Annotated in this window: 19 protein-coding genes and 2 tRNA genes; 9 read left to right on the top strand and 12 right to left on the bottom strand. The window is 73.0% G+C overall.

Annotated features, from left to right (window positions below; translation table 11 throughout):
- Positions 1-4 precede the first annotated feature (4 nt).
- The 3 genes from aroA to ADL08_RS35890 all read left to right on the top strand — a co-directional run bounded on the left by aroA (position 5) and on the right by ADL08_RS35890 (position 2,769).
- Positions 5-1,336 carry a 3-phosphoshikimate 1-carboxyvinyltransferase gene (gene aroA, locus ADL08_RS25300; protein ID WP_053646808.1) on the top strand — a complete coding sequence of 444 codons (1,332 nt, stop codon included), beginning with the start codon at positions 5-7 and terminating at the stop codon, positions 1,334-1,336.
- 3 nt (positions 1,337-1,339) lie between these two features.
- Entirely contained in the window at positions 1,340-2,353 is a 1,014-nt protein-coding gene (rsgA, locus tag ADL08_RS25295; protein ID WP_053646806.1) for a ribosome small subunit-dependent GTPase A, read from the top strand.
- Positions 2,354-2,445: 92 nt separating this feature from the next.
- On the top strand, positions 2,446-2,769 hold the full coding sequence (locus ADL08_RS35890; protein WP_078968180.1) for a DMT family transporter: 324 nt from the start codon (positions 2,446-2,448) through the stop codon (positions 2,767-2,769).
- Here ADL08_RS35890 and ADL08_RS25290 read toward each other — a convergent pair.
- A complete protein-coding gene (locus ADL08_RS25290) occupies positions 2,661-3,323 on the bottom strand; it encodes a TetR/AcrR family transcriptional regulator (protein WP_053646804.1) in 663 nt (220 codons plus the stop codon). The two genes, ADL08_RS35890 and ADL08_RS25290, sit on opposite strands and share 109 nt — an antisense overlap.
- A 156-nt stretch (positions 3,324-3,479) precedes the next feature.
- On the opposite strand from ADL08_RS25290, the gene hisN reads away from it, so the two are divergent.
- From hisN to ADL08_RS25275, 3 genes are all read left to right on the top strand, one after another.
- Positions 3,480-4,292, top strand: a complete 813-nt coding sequence (hisN, locus tag ADL08_RS25285; RefSeq protein WP_053646802.1) for a histidinol-phosphatase — start codon at positions 3,480-3,482, stop codon at positions 4,290-4,292.
- Between the two features lie 622 nt (positions 4,293-4,914).
- Positions 4,915-5,301: a cyclic nucleotide-binding/CBS domain-containing protein gene (locus tag ADL08_RS25280; protein ID WP_053646800.1), complete on the top strand. Its 387-nt coding sequence runs from the start codon at positions 4,915-4,917 to the stop codon at positions 5,299-5,301.
- 267 nt (positions 5,302-5,568) lie between these two features.
- The gene (locus tag ADL08_RS25275; protein WP_078968179.1) at positions 5,569-5,988 is read left to right on the top strand and encodes a Fur family transcriptional regulator; all 420 of its coding nucleotides are present in this window, start codon (positions 5,569-5,571) and stop codon (positions 5,986-5,988) included.
- Between the two features lie 126 nt (positions 5,989-6,114).
- Here ADL08_RS25275 and ADL08_RS25270 read toward each other — a convergent pair.
- From ADL08_RS25270 to ADL08_RS25255, 4 genes are all read right to left on the bottom strand, one after another.
- Positions 6,115-6,188 (bottom strand) — tRNA-Met (locus ADL08_RS25270).
- Positions 6,189-6,262: 74 nt separating this feature from the next.
- A complete protein-coding gene (locus tag ADL08_RS25265) occupies positions 6,263-8,224 on the bottom strand; it encodes a tetratricopeptide repeat protein (protein WP_053646796.1) in 1,962 nt (653 codons plus the stop codon).
- A 207-nt stretch (positions 8,225-8,431) separates the two neighbouring features.
- Positions 8,432-8,505, bottom strand: a tRNA-Met gene (locus ADL08_RS25260).
- A 45-nt stretch (positions 8,506-8,550) separates the two neighbouring features.
- Positions 8,551-11,442: a UPF0182 family protein gene (locus ADL08_RS25255; RefSeq protein WP_078968178.1), complete on the bottom strand. Its 2,892-nt coding sequence runs from the start codon at positions 11,440-11,442 to the stop codon at positions 8,551-8,553.
- A 170-nt stretch (positions 11,443-11,612) separates the two neighbouring features.
- On the opposite strand from ADL08_RS25255, the gene ADL08_RS25250 reads away from it, so the two are divergent.
- Positions 11,613-12,164: a PPA1309 family protein gene (locus tag ADL08_RS25250; RefSeq protein WP_053646794.1), complete on the top strand. Its 552-nt coding sequence runs from the start codon at positions 11,613-11,615 to the stop codon at positions 12,162-12,164.
- A 69-nt stretch (positions 12,165-12,233) separates the two neighbouring features.
- On the opposite strand, the gene ADL08_RS25245 is transcribed toward ADL08_RS25250, so the two are convergent.
- The 4 genes from ADL08_RS25245 to ADL08_RS25235 form a co-directional block, all read right to left on the bottom strand.
- Positions 12,234-13,322, bottom strand: a complete 1,089-nt coding sequence (locus tag ADL08_RS25245) for a PDZ domain-containing protein (RefSeq protein ID WP_053646792.1) — start codon at positions 13,320-13,322, stop codon at positions 12,234-12,236.
- 66 nt (positions 13,323-13,388) lie between these two features.
- Positions 13,389-13,556: a hypothetical protein gene (locus ADL08_RS37685; protein WP_199837084.1), complete on the bottom strand. Its 168-nt coding sequence runs from the start codon at positions 13,554-13,556 to the stop codon at positions 13,389-13,391.
- A 233-nt stretch (positions 13,557-13,789) separates the two neighbouring features.
- Positions 13,790-14,251 (bottom strand): molybdenum cofactor biosynthesis protein MoaE, encoded by a 462-nt coding sequence (locus ADL08_RS25240; RefSeq protein WP_053646790.1) that lies wholly within the window; start codon positions 14,249-14,251, stop codon positions 13,790-13,792.
- 214 nt (positions 14,252-14,465) lie between these two features.
- Positions 14,466-15,575 carry an SDR family oxidoreductase gene (locus tag ADL08_RS25235; protein ID WP_053646788.1) on the bottom strand — a complete coding sequence of 370 codons (1,110 nt, stop codon included), beginning with the start codon at positions 15,573-15,575 and terminating at the stop codon, positions 14,466-14,468.
- A 214-nt stretch (positions 15,576-15,789) separates the two neighbouring features.
- Between ADL08_RS25235 and ADL08_RS25230 the strand changes: the two genes are divergently transcribed.
- Together ADL08_RS25230 and ADL08_RS25225 are read left to right on the top strand one after the other, a co-directional pair.
- On the top strand, positions 15,790-17,289 hold the full coding sequence (locus ADL08_RS25230; RefSeq protein ID WP_053646786.1) for a zinc-dependent metalloprotease: 1,500 nt from the start codon (positions 15,790-15,792) through the stop codon (positions 17,287-17,289).
- Positions 17,286-17,807 (top strand): NUDIX hydrolase, encoded by a 522-nt coding sequence (locus ADL08_RS25225; protein WP_053646784.1) that lies wholly within the window; start codon positions 17,286-17,288, stop codon positions 17,805-17,807. The genes ADL08_RS25230 and ADL08_RS25225 overlap by 4 nt, the downstream gene beginning before the upstream one ends.
- A gap of 65 nt (positions 17,808-17,872) precedes the next feature.
- On the opposite strand, the gene ADL08_RS25220 is transcribed toward ADL08_RS25225, so the two are convergent.
- From ADL08_RS25220 to ADL08_RS25210, 3 genes are all read right to left on the bottom strand, one after another.
- Positions 17,873-18,628 carry an AIM24 family protein gene (locus ADL08_RS25220; protein WP_053646782.1) on the bottom strand — a complete coding sequence of 252 codons (756 nt, stop codon included), beginning with the start codon at positions 18,626-18,628 and terminating at the stop codon, positions 17,873-17,875.
- Between the two features lie 19 nt (positions 18,629-18,647).
- Positions 18,648-19,328: an AIM24 family protein gene (locus tag ADL08_RS25215; protein WP_053646779.1), complete on the bottom strand. Its 681-nt coding sequence runs from the start codon at positions 19,326-19,328 to the stop codon at positions 18,648-18,650.
- 14 nt (positions 19,329-19,342) lie between these two features.
- Positions 19,343-20,241, bottom strand: an 899-nt coding sequence (locus ADL08_RS25210) for an AIM24 family protein (protein ID WP_199837083.1), incomplete at its 5' end; no start/stop codon positions are given.

Below are 20,241 nucleotides of genomic sequence, written 5' to 3'. Positions count from 1 at the left end.
GGGCATGACCGCAGCAGCTTCCCCGCACACCGACCCGTCCACCGACCTCTGGCCCGCTCCGTACGCGCGCGGCGCCGTCGACGCGACCGTCACCGTGCCCGGGTCGAAGTCGGTCACCAACCGCGCCCTGGTGCTCGCCTCGCTCGCCGCCGAGCCCGGCTGGCTGCGCCGCCCGCTGCGCTCCCGGGACACCCTCCTGATGGCCGAGGCGCTCCGTACCCTCGGCGTGCGGATCGACGAGGGCGTGGGCCCCGACGGGTCCGGCGAGGCCTGGCGGATCATCCCCGCGCCTCCGCGCGGCCCCGCGGCCGTCGACGTCGGCAACGCCGGCACGGTCATGCGCTTCCTGCCCCCGGTCGCGGCGCTCGCCGAAGGGCCGGTGCGCTTCGACGGCGACCCCCGCTCCCACGAGCGTCCGCTGCACGGCGTGATCGACGCGCTGCGCGCGCTCGGCGCCCGGATCGAGGACGACGGCCGCGGCGCGCTGCCGATGACCGTGCACGGCACCGGGGGCCTGGACGGCGGCACGGTCGAGATCGACGCCTCCTCGTCCTCCCAGTTCGTCAGCGCCCTGCTGCTCTCCGCGCCCCGCTTCAACCAGGGCGTGGAGGTGCGGCACGTGGGGTCGCGACTGCCCTCGATGCCGCACATCCGGATGACCGTCGACATGCTGCGCGCGGTCGGCGCGCGGGTCGACGAGCCGGAGCACGGCGGCGAGCCGGACGTGTGGCGGGTGGCGCCGTCCGCGCTGCGCGGCCGTGACCTGGTGGTGGAGCCGGACCTGTCGAACGCGCAGCCGTTCCTGGCGGCCGCCCTGGTGACCGGCGGCCGGGTGACGGTCCCGGACTGGCCCGCGCGGACCACCCAGCCCGGTGACGCGCTGCGGGAGATCTTCACCGAGATGGGTGGTTCCTGCGAGCTGACCGAGGCGGGTCTGACCTTCACCGGCACGGGCCGGATCCACGGCATCGACGTGGACCTCGGCGAGGTCGGCGAGCTGACCCCGGGCATCGCGGCGGTCGCGGCCCTCGCCGACTCCCCCTCCACCCTGCGCGGGGTCGCCCACCTGCGGCTGCACGAGACGGACCGGCTCGCGGCGCTCACCAAGGAGATCAACGAGCTGGGCGGGGACGTGACGGAGACCGAGGACGGTCTGCACATCCGCCCGCGCCCGCTGCACGGCGGCGTCTTCCGCACGTACCACGACCACCGGATGGCGACGGCGGGCGCGGTCATCGGCCTGGCGGTCGAGGGCGTGGAGATCGAGGACGTGGCGACGACGGCCAAGACCTTGCCCGACTTCCCGACGATGTGGACCGAAATGCTCGGGGCCTGAGCCATGCGGCGCTACGGCAAGAACACCGACGAGGACGACATCCGCCAGCGGCCCAACCGCAAGGGGACCCGCCCCCGGACCACCATCCGGCCGAAGCACGAGGACGCCGTCGAGGGCATGGTCCTCACCGTCGACCGGGGCCGGCTGACCTGTCTGGTCGGCGACCGGGCCGTGACGGCGATGAAGGCGCGCGAGCTGGGCCGCAAGGCCGCCGTGGTCGGCGACCGGGTCTCGATCGTCGGCGACCTCTCCGGGGAGCGGGACACGCTGGCCCGGATCGTACGGATCGGGGAGCGCACCTCGGTGCTCCGGCGCACGGCCGACGACGACGACCCGTACGAGCGGGTGGTCGTGGCCAACGCCGACCAGCTGGCGATCGTCACCGCCCTCGCCGACCCCGAGCCGCGGCCCCGGCTGATCGACCGCTGTCTGGTCGCCGCGTACGACGGCGGCCTCTCCCCACTGCTCGTGCTCACCAAGTCGGACCTGGCGTCGCCGGACGCGCTCCTGGAGATGTACGGGGCGCTCGGCGTGCCGCACGTGGTGACCACCCGGGACGAGTTCGTCGACGGGGTGGCGGCCGAGCGGGTCCACGAGCACCTCAAGGGCCGGACCACCGCGTTCGTGGGGCACTCCGGCGTCGGCAAGACGACGCTCGTCAACGCCCTGGTGCCGCCGGACCGGCGGCGCACCACCGGTGTCGTGAACGCGGTGACGGGCCGCGGCCGGCACACCACGACCTCGGCGCTCGCCCTGCCGCTGGACGACAAGGAGGGCGGCTGGGTGATCGACACCCCGGGCGTGCGCTCCTTCGGCCTGCACCACGTCGACCCGTCCCGGGTGATCCTCGCCTTCCCCGACCTCGTCCCGGGTACGGAGAACTGCCCGCGCGCGTGCGGCCACGACGAGCCGGACTGCGCCCTCGACGCGTACGTGGCGGAGGGGCACGCCGATCCGGCGCGGCTGGTGTCGCTGCGGCGGCTGCTCTCGACCCGGGAGCGACGCGAGGGCGACTGAGCCTCCCGTGTTCACACCCGTTCGGTACCGGTAAGTGCATAATCGCACCGAGTGCGACGAAGCGGTCACCGACGGCGTGGGAGGCACTGACGATGGCGTGGCTGCTGGTGGTGGTGGCCGGGTTCCTGGAAACGGGTTTCGCGGTCTGCCTCAAGCTCTCGCACGGGTTCACGCGCCTGTGGCCGACGGTCGCCTTCGCCTCCTTCGCCCTGGGCAGCTTCGGCCTCCTCACGCTGGCGCTGCGGAAGCTCGACGTGGGACCGGCGTACGCGGTGTGGACGGGGATCGGCGCGGCCGGGACCGCGATCTACGGCATGGTCTTCCTGGGTGACGTGGTCTCCACCCTCAAGATCGTCTCGATCACCCTGGTGATCGTGGGCGTCATCGGGCTCCAGCTCTCCGGCTCCGCGCACTGACCTCCCGCGCCCCGCGCCCCCGCGGCCGTCCCGTACGGCACCGGGGGCGCGACGACGTGGCTGAGGGCGATCCTGACGGCGAGCTCGCAGGCGGCCGCCCACCCCTCGTCCGCGCAGGCCACGGTGGCCGCCACCAGCTCCCCGGGCGCGGGCGGCCCGGCGTCGGCGCGGCGCTGGGCGGGGACGGTCGCGGGCCGGGCGCCCGGTCTGGCCGGCCGGGGCGCCGGCAGCCGGGCGTCCCAGGCGCCGGTGAGCAGGGCCCGCAGGACCGGCCGGGCGGCGGTCCTGGCCACGATCCACTCGGCGAGGGCGGCGAGGGTCCGGCCGGGCGGCCCCGGCCGGGCGAGCAGCCCCCGGACGCCCTGGAGGTAGGTGTCGGCCTCCCTGCGCACGAGCGCGCGGGCCAGCCCGTCCTTGCTGCCGAACTCGTTGTAGAGGGTCTGCCGGGAGACCCGGGCGGCGGCGGCGAGGTCGGCCATCCGCACGGCGGACCACGGCCGGTGCGTGAGCGCGGCGAGCGCCGCGTCGAGCAGGGCCTCACGGGCAGTCGGCATCGGCGCCTCCCGGGCCGTACGTGTCGGTGCGGGGTGCGGCACGCTCCGTGCGCGTCCCCGCACACAGCGTCGGCAGACGCCCGCGCCCTGTCAAGGAGCCGGGGCGCCGGTGGACGGTTCCTCCGGCCGGGATCACCCGGGGATAGAGTGCCGACCATGGCCGATTACCACGATGACCTGCGCCTCGCCCACGTCCTCGCCGACGCCGCCGACGCGGCCACCATGGACCGCTTCCAGGCGCTCGACCTCAAGGTCGAGACGAAGCCGGACATGACTCCGGTGAGCGAGGCCGACAAGGCGGCGGAGGAGCTGATCCGCGGTCAGCTCCAGCGGGCCAGGCCGCGCGACGCGATCCTGGGCGAGGAGTACGGCGTGGAGGGCTCGGGCCCGCGCCGCTGGGTGATCGACCCGATCGACGGAACGAAGAACTACGTGCGCGGGGTGCCGGTCTGGGCGACCCTGATCGCGCTGATGGAGGCCGGGGAGACCGGCTTCCAGCCGGTGGTGGGCGTGGTGTCGGCCCCGGCGCTGGGCCGCCGCTGGTGGGCGGCGAAGGGCCTCGGGGCGTACACGGGCCGCAGCCTGGCCTCGGCGACCCGGCTCGGGGTCTCGAAGGTCTCCTCCCTGGCGGACGCCTCGTTCGCGTACTCCTCGCTGAGCGGCTGGGAGGAGCGGGGCCGCCTCGACGGCTTCCTGGACCTCACGCGCGCGTGCTGGCGGACGCGGGCGTACGGCGACTTCTGGCCGTACATGATGGTCGCGGAGGGCTCCGTGGACCTCTGCGCGGAGCCGGAGCTGTCGCTGTGGGACATGGCGGCGGTGTCGATCGTGGTCCAGGAGGCCGGCGGCACGTACACGGGCCTGGACGGCCGGCACGGGCCGCACAGCGGCAACGCGGCGGCGTCCAACGGCCTGCTCCACGGCGAACTGCTGAGCTACCTGAACCAGCGCGCACCCGAGGAGAACTGACCGCTCTTCGGGCGCGCGCCTGAGCAGTACCGACCACCCCTCGGGCCGGGCGCCCGAGGAGTACGGACCGCTCCTCGGGGGCGGGCGCCTGAGCAGTACCGACCACCCCTCGGGCCGGGCGCCTGAGCAGTACCGACCACCCCTCGGCGGCGAGCGGCCGAGGAGTACCGGCCCCTCCTCGGCGGCGGGCACGGAGGGAGCCGACCGGCCCCCGCCGGCAGGCGCGAAGAGAGCGGTCGGCCCCCCGGCGGGCACCCTCAAGGGAGCGGGCCGGCCCCACCGGCGGGCGCGCGGAGAAAGTGGGTCGGCCCCACCGGGGCAGGTGCCCTCAAGGGAGCCGGCCGGCCCTCACCGGCAAGCGTCCGGGGAGGGCCGGTCGGCTCCCCCCGGGCCGGTGGTACCCGAGGAGGGCGGCCCGCCTCCCGGCGCCCCGGGAGCGGCCGTCCCTTCGGCACCTCCGGGCGCCCGACGCCCCTTCGGCACCTCCGGGCGCGCAGCGCCCCCCGCGCTCGCGAGGGCGCCTCGCGCGCCCCCTTGTCGGCCTCCTCCCCCGGTGCCACTCTGAGACTCCCCCCACTTGTGAACTTGTGAAAAAGTTCTCGAACCGGAGGTGGTCCCTTCCATGCTCGTCCGCGACGCCATGAGTCCCGTGACCCTCACCATCGGCCCGGCCCACACCCTCCGCCAGGCGGCGAGACTGATGTCGGCGCGTCGCGTCGGCGCCGCCGTCGTCCAGGACGGGGATTCCGGCGGCATCGGCATCCTCACCGAGCGCGACATCCTCGACGCCGTCGGCGCCGACCGGAACCCCGACCACGAGACCGCCGACGCCCACACCACCCGGGACGTCGTCTTCGCCGCCCCCACCTGGACCCTGGCGGAGGCGGCCGAGGCCATGACCCGCGGCGGCTTCCGCCATCTGGTCGTCCTCGACGACCACGGACCGGTCGGCATCGTCTCCGTACGCGACATCGTCCGCTGTTGGATCCCGGTGCACAGCGCCGCCTGAGCACGTACGAGAGGGCCGGCCCCGCCCCGTACGGGGGGGGCCGGCCCTCTCTCCTCGACAGGCCGCCGTCAGCCGCGCAGGGCCTGGACCGCGGTCTCCAGCCGCTCGCCGAAGTCTCCGTCCGCCTTGCGCGTCCCGCCCCGATCCACCTCTCGCGGGTCGCGGCCAGCGTCGAGCTCGATCCTACATTGGACTAATTCCAAGTCAATCATGGTTCCAGAGTCACACTCATTCGGGATCTTGTCACCGACTGTTAGGCTGACCCTCATGAACGACCTGTTGGAACGACTGCGCGGACGTGGCTGGCGCATGACCGCGCAGCGCCGCGTCGTGGCCGAAGTGCTCGACGGGGACCACGTCCACCTGACCGCCGACGAGGTCCACGCGCGCGCCGTGACGCGGCTGCCCGAGATCTCGCGCGCGACCGTCTACAACACGCTGGGCGAGATGGTCACCCTCGGTGAGGTCATCGAGGTGGCCACCGACGGGCGCGCCAAGCGGTACGACCCGAACGCCCACCGTCCGCACCAGCACCTGGTCTGCGGCCGGTGCGGCGCGATCCGCGACGTGCACCCGGGCGGCGACCCGCTGGCGGACCTGCCGGACAGCGAGCGCTTCGGCTTCACGATCTCCGACGTCGAGGTCACGTACCGGGGCATCTGCCCGAGCTGCGCCACGACGGCCTGAACGCGAACGCGAGAAGCCCCCGCTTCGACGGGGGCTTCTTCACGCTCAGGCCCAGCCACGACGACCCGGACACGACGAAGGCCCGGATCCGAGCGAATCGGATCCGGGCCTTCGTTTGCTACTGAGTAGCGGGGACAGGATTTGAACCTGCGACCTCTGGGTTATGAGCCCAGCGAGCTACCGAGCTGCTCCACCCCGCGTCGGTGAACCCAACCTTACGGCTCCTCCGTCACCAGCGCAAATCCGTTAACGCCCGCCGCCTCCGGTCCGGCCGTCACGCCGTGAGCTCCTGGTGCAGCGCCTCGCTCAGCCGGGCCGCCCGCTCGGCGACCTCCGCCGGGCCCAGCTCCACCGCGCGGGCGCACCAGCGGCGCCCCTCGGTGAGCTCGCCCCGGCGCGCCGCGAGCAGCGCGAGCCGGAGCGCGGCGCGGCCGTGGCCGGCCCGGGCGGCCCGGGTCCACCAGAGGGAGGCCTCGCGCTCGCTGCCCTCGCGGGCGAGCAGCAGCCCCAGGTTGAAGGCGCCGTTGCGGCTGCCCGCCTCGGCGGCCTCGCGGTACCAGCGGTCGGCCTCCGCCAGGTCGCCGCGCGCGGCGGCGAGCATCCCGACCCGCACCTGGGCGCGCCGGTGACCCTGCCGGGCGGCCCGCTCGTACCACTCCTCGCACTCGCTCTTCTCCTCGCGGGGCGCGCCGAGCACGGCGGGGCCGGGCTCGGGGCGGCGCGCGTCGAGCACCGAGGCGAGCCGGAAGGCGGCCTCGGCGCTGCCGCCGCCCGCCGCGCACCGCAGGTGCCGCTCGGCGGTCCGCTCGTCGCCGTCGCGCAGGGCGGCGATGCCGACCTGGAGGGCGGCCTCGGTGTGCCCGGCGGCGGCGGCCCGCTCGTACCAGACGAGGGCCGTGCGGTCGTCGTCGCGGCCGGCGTGCAGGATGCCCAGGTTGAAGGCGGCGTCCACGCTGCCGGCCTCGGCGGCCTTGGAGAACCACGGCTCGGCGCCGTTCGCGTCGCCGGCCTGGAGGAGCAGCACGGCGAGCGCGTTGGCGGCCTCGCGGTGGCCCGCGTAGGCGGCCCGCCGGTACCACTGCTCGGCCTGCGGGATGCGGTCCTGGGCGGCGCAGAGCAGCCCGAGGTTGTAGGCGCCGTTGACGTCGCCGGCGTCCATGGCGGCCCGGTACCAGCGCTCGGCGGTCTGCTGCTCGCCCCGGGCCGCGTGCAGGGCTCCCAGGGCGTTGGCGGCGTTGCCGTCGCCGTCCTGGGCGGCCCGCAGCCACCACACGGCGGCGCTCTCCTCGTCGCCCGCGTCGCGGAGCAGGAAGCCGAGCGCGCAGGCGGCCCTGGCCTCGCCCTCCTTGGCGGAGCTGAGGTACCAGCGGCCGGCCTCCTTCAGCTCGCCGCGCTGCTCCAGGATGGCGCCGAGGTGGAGCGCGGCCCGCCGGTGGCCGCGCGCGGCGGCCTGCCGGAACCACTGCTCGGCCTCGGCGAGTTCGCCCACGGGCTCGGCGGCCGGGACCTCCGGCGGGAGGACGCCGGGGGCCGCTCCCGCGGCGCTCCTGACGGCGGCGGGGACCGGGAGGCGGGTGCCGGTGGCGTGCGGGCCGCGGGGGGTCTCGGTGGCGCGCCGCTCCAGGGCCATGGCGAGGCGGTAGGCGGCCTCGCGGTGGCCCTGCTCGGCGGCGGCGCGCAGCCAGCGCTCGGCGCCGACGTCGCCGCGGTGCTCCAGGAGGTCGGCGAGGGCGTACGCGCCGAGGGCGTGGCCCTGCTCGGCGGCCTGGCGCAGCCAGTACTCGGCGGCGGGCTCGTCGCCGCGCTCGCGGTGGTGGCGGCCGAGCGCGTGGGCGGCGGGGGCGGAGCCCGCGACGGCGGCGACCCGCCACCAGCCGGCGGCCTCGTCGGCGTATCCGCGCTGGTGCAGCAGGACGCCCAGGTTGTTGGCGGCGGCCCGGTCCCCCTCGGCGGTGGCGCAGCGCAGGTAGGGCTCGGCGCCGTCGAGGTCGCCGCGGCGCAGCAGCATGGCGCCGAGGGCGCTCATCGAGGCGAGGTCCCCGTGCTCGGCGGCACGGCGGTGCCGGGCCTCGGTCTCGGTCTCGTTCTCGGTGTCGGCATCGGCCTCGGCCGTGGTGCCGAGGACCGTCTCGACGGCCCCCACCGCCTCGATGATCTCGTCCGCGGCGTTCCTGGCATGCCGCTGCACAAACCGCCCTGTCTCCAACAGAGTTGCCCTGTCCCCCATAAATACCATCGTCGCACCACCCGCCACCCGAGCACACCTGGTAAACCGCAGCCAGTGAGGTCACTCAGCGTTTTGTCGACATGCCCACAGAGAGACAAGTCAAACACGACTCACGCCAACTCGCCCCTTCCCTACCGCTCTTCGGTACCCCCTGGCACGTCGACACACGACGAGGGCCCGGATCCTTATGGATCCGGGCCCTCGTTTGCCACAGAGTAGCGGGGACAGGATTTGAACCTGCGACCTCTGGGTTATGAGCCCAGCGAGCTACCGAGCTGCTCCACCCCGCGTCGGTGACGTAACAGTATCACGGCGCGGAGGTGGAAAACCTCAGGTCAGCCGCCTGCTCCCGGTGACTTGAGCCTCGCCCCGGCGTCGGCGGCCTTCTGGAGGGCCGCCTGCAGGTCCTCCTGCGCCTTGCCGTACGCGGTCCAGTCGCCCTTCTGCAGGGCGGCCTCGCCCGCGTCGTACGCCTTCTGGGCGTCGGCGATCGCCTGCTTCAGCGCGGCGTCGTTCGACGCCGGCGGCGGAGGCGTGGTGCCCGGCTCCTCCGGCGTCGGCTGCGTCGGCGCCTCCACCCCGAAGACCGCGTTGAGCGCCTTGGTGAGGTTGTCCTCGAACACCGTGGTGTCCTTGGTCGTGTCACCCGCGGGCTGGTCCGCGTCCACGTACGACACCGCGACCTTCTTCAGGAGCGGGTACAGCGCGTTCCGTCCCTGGGCGTACACCGGTTCCACGTACAGGAACCCGCCGTCCAGCGGCACGGTCAGCAGGTTGCCGTACTGGATGTCGGAGTCGGCGCCCTTGAGGTCCCGGACGAACTGGGCCACGGACGGCAGGCCGTTGAGCTTGCTCTGCACCTGGGCCGGGCCCGGCACGTCCTGGGTGACCCGCAGCAGTCTCAGCCGGCCGTACTCCTTGCTGGTGGCGTCGGCGTCGACCGCCATGAAGCCGCCCAGGTTGGGCCGCCCGTTCGGCGTGAACGTCGTCGTCAGCGAGAAGCGCTGCGCCGCGTCCCCGGGCATCTTCATGCTCAGGTAGTACGGCGGGACCGCGTTGCCGTCCTTGTTGGTCGGGTCGTCCGGCACCTGCCAGGCGTCCGAGCCGCTGTAGAACTGCGCCGGGTCGGTGACGTGGTAGCGGGTCAGCAGCTCGCGCTGGACCTTGAACATGTCCTGCGGGTAGCGCAGGTGCTCCAGGAGGTCGCCCTTGATCTCGGACTTCGGCTGGACCGTGTCCGGGAACGCCTTCATCCAGGTCTTGAGGACCGGGTCCTGGGCGTCCCACTGGTACAGCTTCACCGTGCCGTCGAAGGCGTCGACGGTCGCCTTCACCGAGTTGCGGATGTAGTTGACCTGGTTCTGCTGGGCGACGACCGTGCGCTGCTGGTTGCCGACGGTCAGCGAGTCGGCCGTGGTGTCGCCGAGCGTGGTGCGCGAGGCGTACGGGTAGCCGTTGGTCGTCGTGTACGCGTCGACGATCCACTGGATCCGGCCGCCGACGACCGCCGGGTAGGCGTCGCCGTCGATGGTCAGCCAGGGCGCGACCGCCTCGACGCGCTGCTTGGGCGTGCGGTTGTAGAGGATCCGCGAGCCGTCGCCGATGGCTCCCGAGTAGAGGATCTGCGGCTCGCTGAAGGCCACCGCGTACGCGGCGCGGTTGAAGGCGCTGGAGAGGCTGACGCCGCTCTTCTCCTTGTAGCTGGTGGTCTTCTCGCCGTTGTCCTCGTAGTCGAGCTCCCGCTGGGGGCCGCCCACGATCGAGTACTGGTCGGTCTTCTCGCCGTAGTAGATCCGCTGCTCGTACTTCGGGAGCTGGCCCGTGGTCGGCAGGCCGGACTCGGTGAAGACCGGGGAGCCGTTGGCGTCGGTCTGCGTGCCCGAGGCCATGATCGCGCCGTAGCCGTGGGTGTAGGTGAAGTGGTCGTTGATCCAGTTCCGCTTCGGGATGCCCCGGATGTTCAGCTCGCGGAGACCGATGACGGTGTCCTTGCCCTGGTAGCGGTCCACGTCCAGGGTGGTCGGGAACTGGTAGTACTTCCGCTTCTGCTCCAGCTGCTGGAACGTGGGCGAGACGATGTTCGGGTCGAGGACGCGGTAGCTGGCCGCCGTGTCGGCGTCCGTCCGCAGCTTGCCCTTGTCCTTGACCGTCGACTTGCCCGAGTAGTTCTCGGGCTTCGTCCCGTCGATCGCGTACGCCTTGCGGGTCGCGTCGATGTTCTTCTGGATGTACGGCGCTTCCTTGGCCTGCTCGTTCGGCTGGACCTGGAACTTCTGCACGATGGCCGGGTACAGGCCGCCGATCAGGACCGCGGACAGCACCATCAGGCCGAAGCCGATCACCGGCAGCTGCCAGGTGCGGCGCCAGAGCGTCGCGAAGAACAGCACGGCGCAGATCGCGGCGATGCAGAAGAGGATGGTCTTCGCCGGCAGGTACGCGTTGGCGTCGACGTAGCGCAGGCCCGTCCAGTTGCCGGTTGCCTTGAAGTCGCTGGACTTCACGGCCAGGCCGTACCGGTCGAGCCAGTACGCCACGGCCTTCAGCGACACGAAGACGCCGAGCAGCACCGACAGGTGGCCCGTGGCGGCGGCGGTGGCGCGCGCGCCCGGGCTGGTGACCCGCAGTCCGCCGTACAGGTAGTGCGTGAGCGCGGCGGCGATCAGCGACAGGACGGCGGCGGCGAAGCCGAACGCGAGGAGGAAGCGGTACCAGGGCAGGTCGAAGGCGTAGAACGACACGTCGAGCCCGAACTGCGGGTCCTTCTGGCCGAACTTCACGCCGTTGACCCACATCAGCCAGGTGCGCCACTGGCCGGAGGCGGAGGCGCCGGCGATCAGGGCCACCAGGGCCGTGACCGCGAGCAGCACCCACTTCTTGAAGGGGGCGAGGCCCATCCGGTACCGGTCGAGGCTCTGCTGCTCCAGCGACATCGCGCTGAGCGGCGGCCGCAGCCGGTGCGCCAGCCAGATGTTGAAGCCGACGGCGAGCCCCATCAGGAGGCCGAAGACCGCGAAGAGGCCGATCTTGGTCCACAGGGTGGTGGTGAACACGGACGAGTACTCGACCGAGCGGTACCAGAGCCAGTCCGTCCAGAACCCGGCGAACATCACGAACGCCATGGCCAGGACGGCCAGCACCCCGAGTGTCATGAGCAGGGTACGGGCCCGCCGGGACGGCCGGCCGACTCTCATCCTTGGCCCTGACGGGCCTCCGCCGCGGTCCGGCATCTGGAAAGCCAACGTACGCCCCTCGGTGTTGATGCGTCTCGGTGTCGATGTGTCGATGCGTGCTGATGGGTCTGAAAGCAGGCCCCGCGATCGTAGGGCCCCACTGATGCAACTTACCGAGGCTTTACCTAGTTCCCGGCTTCGGGGAAAGAGGAGGCAGGATATTGGTCATGTCCAACGTTTCCCCCTCCGGCCCGGCGATGGCCGCGAGCCCCCTCACCCGCACGGTGCTCGAGATCGACGAGTACGCGTCGGGCCTCGGCTGGGACCAGCCCGCCCGCCTGTTCGCCCTGGTCGACACCGCCCGGCTGCGCGCCCGGGAGCCCAGGCTCGCCTCCCAGCTCGGCCTGGGCGACGACACCGCCTCCTACACCCCGATCGAGCAGGACAAGCTGCCGCGCGGGAAGCCCCTCGACGAGTTCCTCGGCACGATCGCCTGGCCCGACGCCGTCGCCGGCTGCGCCATGACGGTGGAGCGGCTCATGCTGCCCCCGTCGGCGGAGGCCCAGGTCCCGCAGGGGCTGAGCGAGAAGCAGCTCGCCAAGTGGGTGGCCGGGCACCCGGACCGCCAGGAGGTCCGGATGACCGTGGCGGTGCTGCGGAGCGGGGCGCGCGAGGCGGCGATCCGGCTGCGCGAGAAGGACTCGGCGACCGAGGTGCTGACGGGTCCGGACCTGGTGCCGGGGCTCGCCGAGGCCCTCGCGGCCACCTTCGAGGGCTGAGGGCCGTACGTACGGAAGAGGGCGGCGCCCCGGTCGGGGTGCCGCCCTCTCGTGCCCGTGCGGGGCCGGTCAGCCCTTCGCGCAGCTCGGCAGGGACGCCGTGTCGCCCTTGCGGAGCTTCTCCAGGGACTTCGTGGCGTCGTCGATGGTGTCCACCTTGACGAGGGTGAGGCCGTCGGGGACGTCGGAGGCGGCCGCGGCGCAGTTGTCGGCCGGGGTGAGGAAGTACTCGGCGCCCGCGTCGCGCGCGCCGACCAGCTTCATCTCGATGCCGCCGATCGGGCCGACCTCGCCCTTGTCGTCGATGGTGCCGGTGCCGGCGATGAACCGGCCGCCGGTGAGGCTGTCCGGGGTGAGCTTGTCGATGATCCCGAGCGCGAACATCAGTCCGGCGCTGGGGCCGCCGACGTCGGCCAGCTTGATGTCGATCGTGAACGGGAAGACGTGGTCGGTGCCGGCCTGGATGCCGACGACGGCCCGGTCGCCCTCCTCGGAGGTGGTGGTCGTGATGACCACCTTCCGGGTCGCGGTCGGCTCCTTGCCCGCCTTCTCGGCGGCGGCCGCCTCCTTGGCGGGCACGATCGTGAACTCGACCTTCTGGCCGGGCTTCCGCTTGACCACCTGCGCGGCGACGCCGCTCTGCTCGGTGATCGCCACGCCGTCGACGGCCTTGATGACGTCCCCGGCGTGCAGCTTGCCCTCGGCCGGGGCGCCCTTGACCACCGTGGCGACGACGACCCGGGAGACCACCGGGACGCCCAGCTCGCCGAGGGCCGCCACCTTGGCGCTCTCCTGGGACTGGCTGAACTCCTCGGCGTTCTCCTGGCTCGACTGCTCCTCGGTCTTGCCGTCCGGGTAGAGCGTGTCGTGCGGCACCACCACGTTGTCGTGGGCGAGCCACCCGTAGACGGCCTCGACGGCGTTCATCCGGTAGTCCGCTCCGGTGACGCGGACCGTCGTCATGTTGAGGTGGCCGTCGGTCGGGTACGTCTTGCGTCCGGAGATCTGCAGGACGGGCTCCCCCCTGGCGTCGCCGAGGGTGTTGACCGTCGGTCCGGGGCTCATCTCCGCGTACGGCACCGGGATCAGAACGCCCGCGATGAGCAGGCAGATCAGGACCAGGGTGGAGGCGAGCATCGTCGCGGTGCGGCGTGGCATGGAACGACAGTACGGGACTCGCCTGTGGGTGCACCCCCGGGGCGGGTCCGTACGGGGCGGCCCGCGTCAGCCGGAGGAAGAGGAGGTGACGGCGGTGGCGGCGGTGGCGGCCGCGGCCGGTTCGCGCTCGGGGCGGGCGGAGTCCTCGCGCTCGGGGCGGACGGAATCGGAGGGCGTGGGGTGGGCGCGTTCCATCGCGTCCCGGAAGCGGGCGTAGCCGGCGAGCTCGGCCACGTCGCCTATGGTCTTGTTCCTCGAAGCCCAGCTTCCCCATATCGCCGCGCCGACGACTGCGAAAAGCGGAATCAGCAACCAGGCCAGCGCTGCCATCCCGACCTCCCATCCCCAGTGAGTTGATCAGCAGACTGTTTCATCCGTGTCGTCAACGCTCGCGCGCGGGGGTCGGTTACGCAAATCGGGCGTTCGGCTACGCCCCGTCGGCGCGTCGCCTTGCTTCCCGGTCCTCCCTAGCAGGCACCCACCCATTCCTCGGTTCCGTCCGAGAAGGTCTGGTGCTTCCAAATGGGTACTTCGTGCTTGAGGTCGTCGATCAGCCTACGGCAGGCCTCGAAGGCCTCGGCGCGGTGGGGGCAGGAGACGGCCACGACGACCGCGATGTCGCCGACCCGCAGGTCGCCGACGCGGTGGACGGCGGCCAGGGCGCGGACCGGGTGGTTCGCCACGACCTTCTCGGCGACGCGGCGCAGCTCCGCCCCGGCCGTGGGGTGGCAGGAGTAGCCCAGCGCGTCGACGTCCGCGCCGCCGTCGTGGTTGCGCACGGTGCCGACGAAGAGGGTGGTGCCGCCGGAGGCGTCGTCCCCGACGGCCCGGAAGACCTCGTCGACGGAGAGGGGGGTCTCCCGGATCGCGAGGAGCTTGATGGGGTCGGCCGAGGCCTGCTCGCCGGGGTGGTCAAACGTCAGTGCCATGAGCCCATCGTGCCGTACGCCGCCGACAACCGGGTAGAGCGGTTTCGACCGGTGCTCGGGACCCTCCGTAGGAGGGTCCTACAGTCCGCCGGAAGGCCGTCTCCGGGACGCGGACGGTCGCCGGAAGGCCGTCTCCCGGACGCGGACGGTCCGCCGGAGGACCGGCTCTCCCGGACGCGGACGGTTCGCCGGAGGACCGGCTCCCGGACGCGGGTCAGATCCCGCGTCGCTTCCGCATCTGCCGGACGAGCGCCGCCGTGCCGAGCAGGGCCACCGTCGCTCCGGCCGCTCCGGCCGCCGTCGCGTCCTTGCGGCCCAGGCGGCGGCCCGCGACCGTGTGGCGGCCCTCGACCTCCTCCAGGAGCGCGGCGAGGACCTCCTCGTTCGTCCACTTCGGCCGCCAGCCGGCGTCGTGCAGGCGTCCGACGCTCACCACCCAGGGGTGCATGGTGTACGCGAGGTCGCCCGCGGGGGACGGGGTGAGGCCGATCCGGTGGAGGCGGGCCGCCGTGCCGAGGGCGACGGCGGAGGGCAGCTCCATGCGCCGGATCCCGGAGAGCTCCTCGACCTCCTCCTGCTCCAGCCAGCCCTCGCAGCCGACCGCGAACTCCCCGTCGACCTTCTCCAGGGCCGCGTACTCCAGGGCGCTCACCAGGTCCTCGACGTGGCAGAACTGCCAGGTGGGCCGGGAGCCGGCGACGACGAGCAGCCGGGGCGACTCGAAGTAGCGGGTCAGCGCCGTGTCCGTACCGCCGACGAGGACGGCCGGGCGGACCACGGTGACGTGGAGGCCGGGGTGGGCGCGGGGCGCCCGGCGGCCCAGGCGCTCGATCTCCAGCATGTCGCCGACGCCGGTGGCCTCCGCCGTGGCCTTCAGCTCGGCGTCCTCGGAGAGCGGGACGTCGTTGTCGGGCAGGGCGCCGTAGACCATCGCGGAGGTGCAGAGCACCACCCGGTGGACCCCGGCGGCCGCGGCGGCGGTCAGGACGGTCTGCGTGCCGCGCACGTTGTAGGCCGTCCGGGCCGCGGGGTCGGTCTCCAGGTCGAGGTCGACGGCGAGGTGCACGACGACGTCGGCGCCGCGCAGCTTCTCCGCGATGGCCGGGTCGCGCACGTCGAGGACGTGCCACTGCGCCTCGGGGACCTCGCCCCGGCGCTCGTCGATGGCGACGACCCGCTTGACCTCGTCGGAGGCGGCGAGGCGCCTGGTCAGCAGGTCGCCGACGCCGGAGGCGGCGCCGGTGACCGCGACGACGGGCCCGCGCGCGGTGGACCGGGTCGAGTGGTTTCGCGTTCCGCGAACCTGTGGATCTGGGGAACTCACCGGGCGTCTCCAGCGGTTGTCTTCAGTACGTGCGCCGCACGGCGTACGTACCAGGTGGCGTCCATCCTGCCGCAGGCAGTGCCCCGGCGGAGCACCGAGCCCGTTTCCGGCCCGGATGTCTACGCTGGTGGTGTGCGGAGCCTGTCGTGGGCAGGCTCTGGTCGGGCAGTCGCCGTCGGCAGGAGGCCGGCGGCCCTACGAGCCGAGGAAACCTGTGAGTGACACCCCATTCGGATTCGGCCTTCCGCCGGAGGAGCCGGAGGACGGCGACGAGGGCAAGAAGAAGGACCCCGCCGGAGGTGGCCAGGGGTCCGGTGGCCAGGGCGGCAACCCGTTCGGGGCGAACCCGTTCGGCTTCGGCGCACTGCCGGGCATGGGCGGACCGGGCGGCGCGGACAACCCGTTCGCGGCGATGTTCGGCTCGCTGAACCCCAACGATCTGGGCGCGGCCTTCCAGCAGCTCGGGCAGATGCTGAGCTACGAGGGCGGTCCCGTGAACTGGGACATGGCCAAGCAGATCGCGCGCCAGGTGGTGGCCCAGGGCACCCCCGACGGCACCAAGGACGCCAGCGTGGGCCCGGCCGAGAAGTCGGCGGTCCAGGAGGCCCTGCGCCTGGCCGACCTCTGGCTGGACCAGGTGACCTCGCTGCCCTCCGGGGCGAACGTCGCCGTGGCGTGGAGCCGCGCGGAGTGGGTCGAGGCGACGCTGCCGGCGTGGCAGCAGCTCGTGGACCCGGTCGCCGAGCGGGTCGGCACGGCCATGGGCGACGTGCTGCCGGAGGAGATGCAGGCCATGGCGGGCCCGCTGATCGGCATGATGCGGTCCATGGGCGGCGCCATGTTCGGCCAGCAGATCGGGCAGGCCGTGGGCGCGCTCGCGGGCGAGGTCGTCGGCTCGACCGACGTCGGCCTGCCGCTGGGCCCGGCCGGGCGCGTCGCGCTGCTGCCGCTGAACGTCGAGGCCTTCGGCAAGGACCTGGGCGTGCCCTCGGACGAGGTGCGGCTGTACCTGGCCCTGCGCGAGGCGGCCCACCAGCGCCTCTTCGCGCACGTGCCGTGGCTGCGGGCGCACCTGTTCGGCGCGGTCGAGGGGTACGCGCGCGGGATCAAGGTCGACACCTCGAAGCTGGAGGAGGCGGTGGGCCAGCTCGACCCGACGCATCCCGAGCAGCTTCAGGAGGCGCTCCAGCAGGGCATGTTCCAGCCGGAGGACACCCCGGAGCAGAAGGCGGCCCTGGCCCGTCTGGAGACGGCGCTCGCGCTGGTCGAGGGCTGGGTGGACGCGGTGGTCCACGAGGCCGCGAAGTCCCGGCTGACCTCGGCGGACGCGCTGCGCGAGACGCTGCGCCGGCGCCGGGCCTCGGGGGGTCCCGCCGAGCAGACCTTCGCGACCCTGATCGGTCTGGAGCTGCGGCCCCGGCGGCTGCGGGACGCGGCGCGCCTGTGGGCCTCGCTCACCGACGCGCGCGGGGTCGACGGCCGGGACGGCCTGTGGGAGCACCCGGACATGCTGCCGACGGCGACCGACCTGGACGACCCGGACGGCTTCGTGCACCGCGAGCACCCGGACTTCTCCGAGCTGGACAAGATGCTGGGCGAGGCGGCGAAGGGCGGCTCCCCGAGGGGCGACGGCCCGGAGGACGGCTCCCCGGAGGACGGCGACGGGAACGGGACCGGCGGGAACGGGACCGGCGGCGGGGACGGCAAGGAGTGACCCTGCACGACGACGCGGTCCTCGTGCTCAAGGAGTACGGGGGCCAGGAGGAGCTGCGGCAGGTCTACCTGGACCACCTGGACGCGCACCCGGACGGCATGTACAAGCCCTGCTCGGCCGGTCACCTGACGTCCAGCGCGCTGGTGGTCGACCCTTCGCGGGGCCGGGTGCTGCTGACCCTGCACAAGAAGCTGGGCATGTGGCTCCAGCTGGGCGGCCACTGCGAGCCGGGGGACACGACGGTCGAGGCCGCCGCGCTGCGGGAGGCGACGGAGGAGTCCGGGATCCCCGGGCTCGCCCTGCTGCCGGGCGGCCCGGTGCGGCTCGACCGGCACCCGATCCCGGCGCCCTGCCACTGGCACCTGGACGTGCAGTACGCGGCCCTGGCGCCGTCGGACGCGGTGGAGCGGATCAGCGAGGAGTCGCTGGACCTGCGCTGGTTCGCGTACGAGGACGTGGCGGGCGTGGCGGACACGTCGGTGGTCCGTCTCCTGGAGGGCACGCTGGCCCGGCTGTGAGGACGGCGGAAGGGGGGCGGTCGCCGATCGGCGACCGCCCCCCTTCCCGTACCCCCGGGCGGGCCCTAGTTCCAGGCGTTGTTCTGGTTCTGGCCGTGGGCGCCGTGCTGTCCGGCCCCGTACTGGGCGGCGATGCCCTGGCCGATGGCCGCGTGCTGCGGGGGCATGACCTCGCTGGGCTGGACGAGGGCGAAGCCCTGTCCGAGGAAGCTGAGCTCCCAGCCCTCTCCGGTGTCGCCGCGCCGGCGGCGGACGCTGGAGTTGTGCGTCTGCGCCTGCATCTGGACCCGGAGGCCGGTGGACCAGGCGACGATCGCGTCCGCGTCGACGCTGACGTACTTGTCGGGCGTGACCTGCATCATCAGCGGCTGTCCCGAGGTCATCAGGGCGACCTTGCCGCGGCCGGAGACGTTGAGCTGGTACTTGCCGGAGCCGGAGACGCCGTACTGGCTGTCGACGGCGATGACCTCGGTGTGGAGGGTCGAGTCGAGCGCCAGGACGTAGGCGCTGTCGACGGTGAGGCCCTCCTGCTCGACCTCCACGACGTGGACGTACTGGGCGAGGTTGGCGAAGTAGACCGTGCCCTGCCCGGAGCAGCGCATCAGGTCGAGGCCCTCACCGGTGCGGGCGCGGGCCCGGCGCTGGTTCGCGGTCTGGTACTCGCCGTCGAAGTCGACGAGGCCCTGGTAGGCGACCATGGCGCCCTTGCGGGCGAGGACGTCGTCCTGTCCGGTCAGGCTGACCCGCAGGAGCTGCGGGTTCTGGACGACGTACCGCTCCTGGCTCTGCTGCTCGGCGTGGTTGAAAAGCGGGCTCTGCATGGTGTGTTCTCGCTCCCCCTCAGCCCCGGACCCGCAGGCGGTCCGTGCTGTCCTCGCTCGGCTGTACGACGACGATGCCTTGGCCCGAGAAGGCCATTTGGTAGGCCTCGCCGCTGCCCCGTCCGATGAGGGAGGAGGCCTTGAAGCTGCGCTTGCCCTTGACCTTGAGCGCGGGCGACCAGGCGACGAGCGCGTCGGGGTCGACGTACGTCTCGTCCTCGCCGCGGCCGCAGTCGACGACGATCGGGGTGCCGCGCGAGGTGAGCGCGACCCAGCCGGTGCCGGCGATCGTCACGTTGAACAGGCCCTGTCCGGCGAACTTGGCGAGGCCCTTGACCCGCTCGACGCCCCACTGGAGGTGCGCGTCGAAGGCGAGGAGGTTGGTGCCGTTGACCGACAGGGAGTCGTTGTTCAGGTTGATCACGACGACGTCGGCGCCGTAGTCGGCGAGGTAGAGCAGTCCGTCGCCGGAGCACTTCATGATCGGCGCGCCCTCGCCCGTGGCCCACTGCTGGGCGTACTGCCGGACGGCGGGCGGGTTGGGCTCGTAGGTGATGAAGCCCTCGTAGGCGACCATCGAGCCCGACCGGGCGTAGAGGTCCTGGCCGCTCGCCATGGCGACCTTGAGCATGGCGCTGCCGTGGTTCTCCATCCGGGCCGCGACGGGGGTCGGGGCATAGCCCGCGAGTTGCTGGTTCATGGCTTCGGGCTCCCTCAGACCTCGTAGGGCTGGACGACGATGAAGTTGCCGGGGGCGCCCCGGAACTGCAGGTTCACGGTCTCCCCGCTGTGGCCCGGGTAGGCGTTGCGGCGCAGGCGGACCTGGCTGGAGAGGACGACCTGGGAGGCCGACGACCAGGCGACGACGGCGTTGCAGTCGGCGAAGGTCGTGGGCGTGACCGGGAGGACCACGGGGATGCCCCGGGTCTTCACGACGACCGTTCCGCTGCCCTGGAACTGCATGGTGAAGAGGGCGCCGCCGGGGATGCCGTGGCCCTCGATGCGGCGGATCTCGTACTGGAGGGTCTCGTCGAACGCGAGGACGTTCTCGGCGGAGACGCAGATGCCGTCGCCCTGGAGCTCGATCGGGTGCAGCTGGGCGCCCTCCTCGGCGAGGAAGACCTGGCCGCGGCCGGTGCAGCGCATCAGCTGCATCTCCTGGCCGGTGGCGTTGCCGACGATCCGGCCGGCGAAGCCCGCGCCCTTGTAGCCGAAGTCGACCTTGCCCTGGTACATGACCATGGAGCCCTGCCGGGCCAGGACGGGCGTGCCGCCCATGGCGAGGTCGACCCGCATGAGCTGCTGGTTCTGCGGGGTCCAGCGGGAGCCGGTGGCGGTCTCCTTGTACGGCGCGAGCGCGGCGGCGAGGCCCGCGCTGGCGGCGGGGGCGCCCTGGGGCACGCCCGCGTGCTGCTGCCCGTACCCGGGCGGCTGCTGCCCGTAGGGGGGCGGCGCCTGCCCGTAGGGGGGCTGCTGGCCGTACGGCTGCTGGTGGCCGTGGGGCGGGGTCTGCGGCGGCTGGCCGTGACCGGGGTACTGGCCCGGGGGCTGGCCGGGGACCTGGCCGTACGGGGGCGGCGTCTGCCCGTACGGGGCGGGCGCCGGGGCCGGCG

The organism is Streptomyces sp. NRRL F-6492, from assembly GCF_001280125.1.
GTDB lineage: Bacteria > Actinomycetota > Actinomycetes > Streptomycetales > Streptomycetaceae > Streptomyces.
This window is presented reverse-complemented; position numbering and strand designations above follow the sequence as displayed.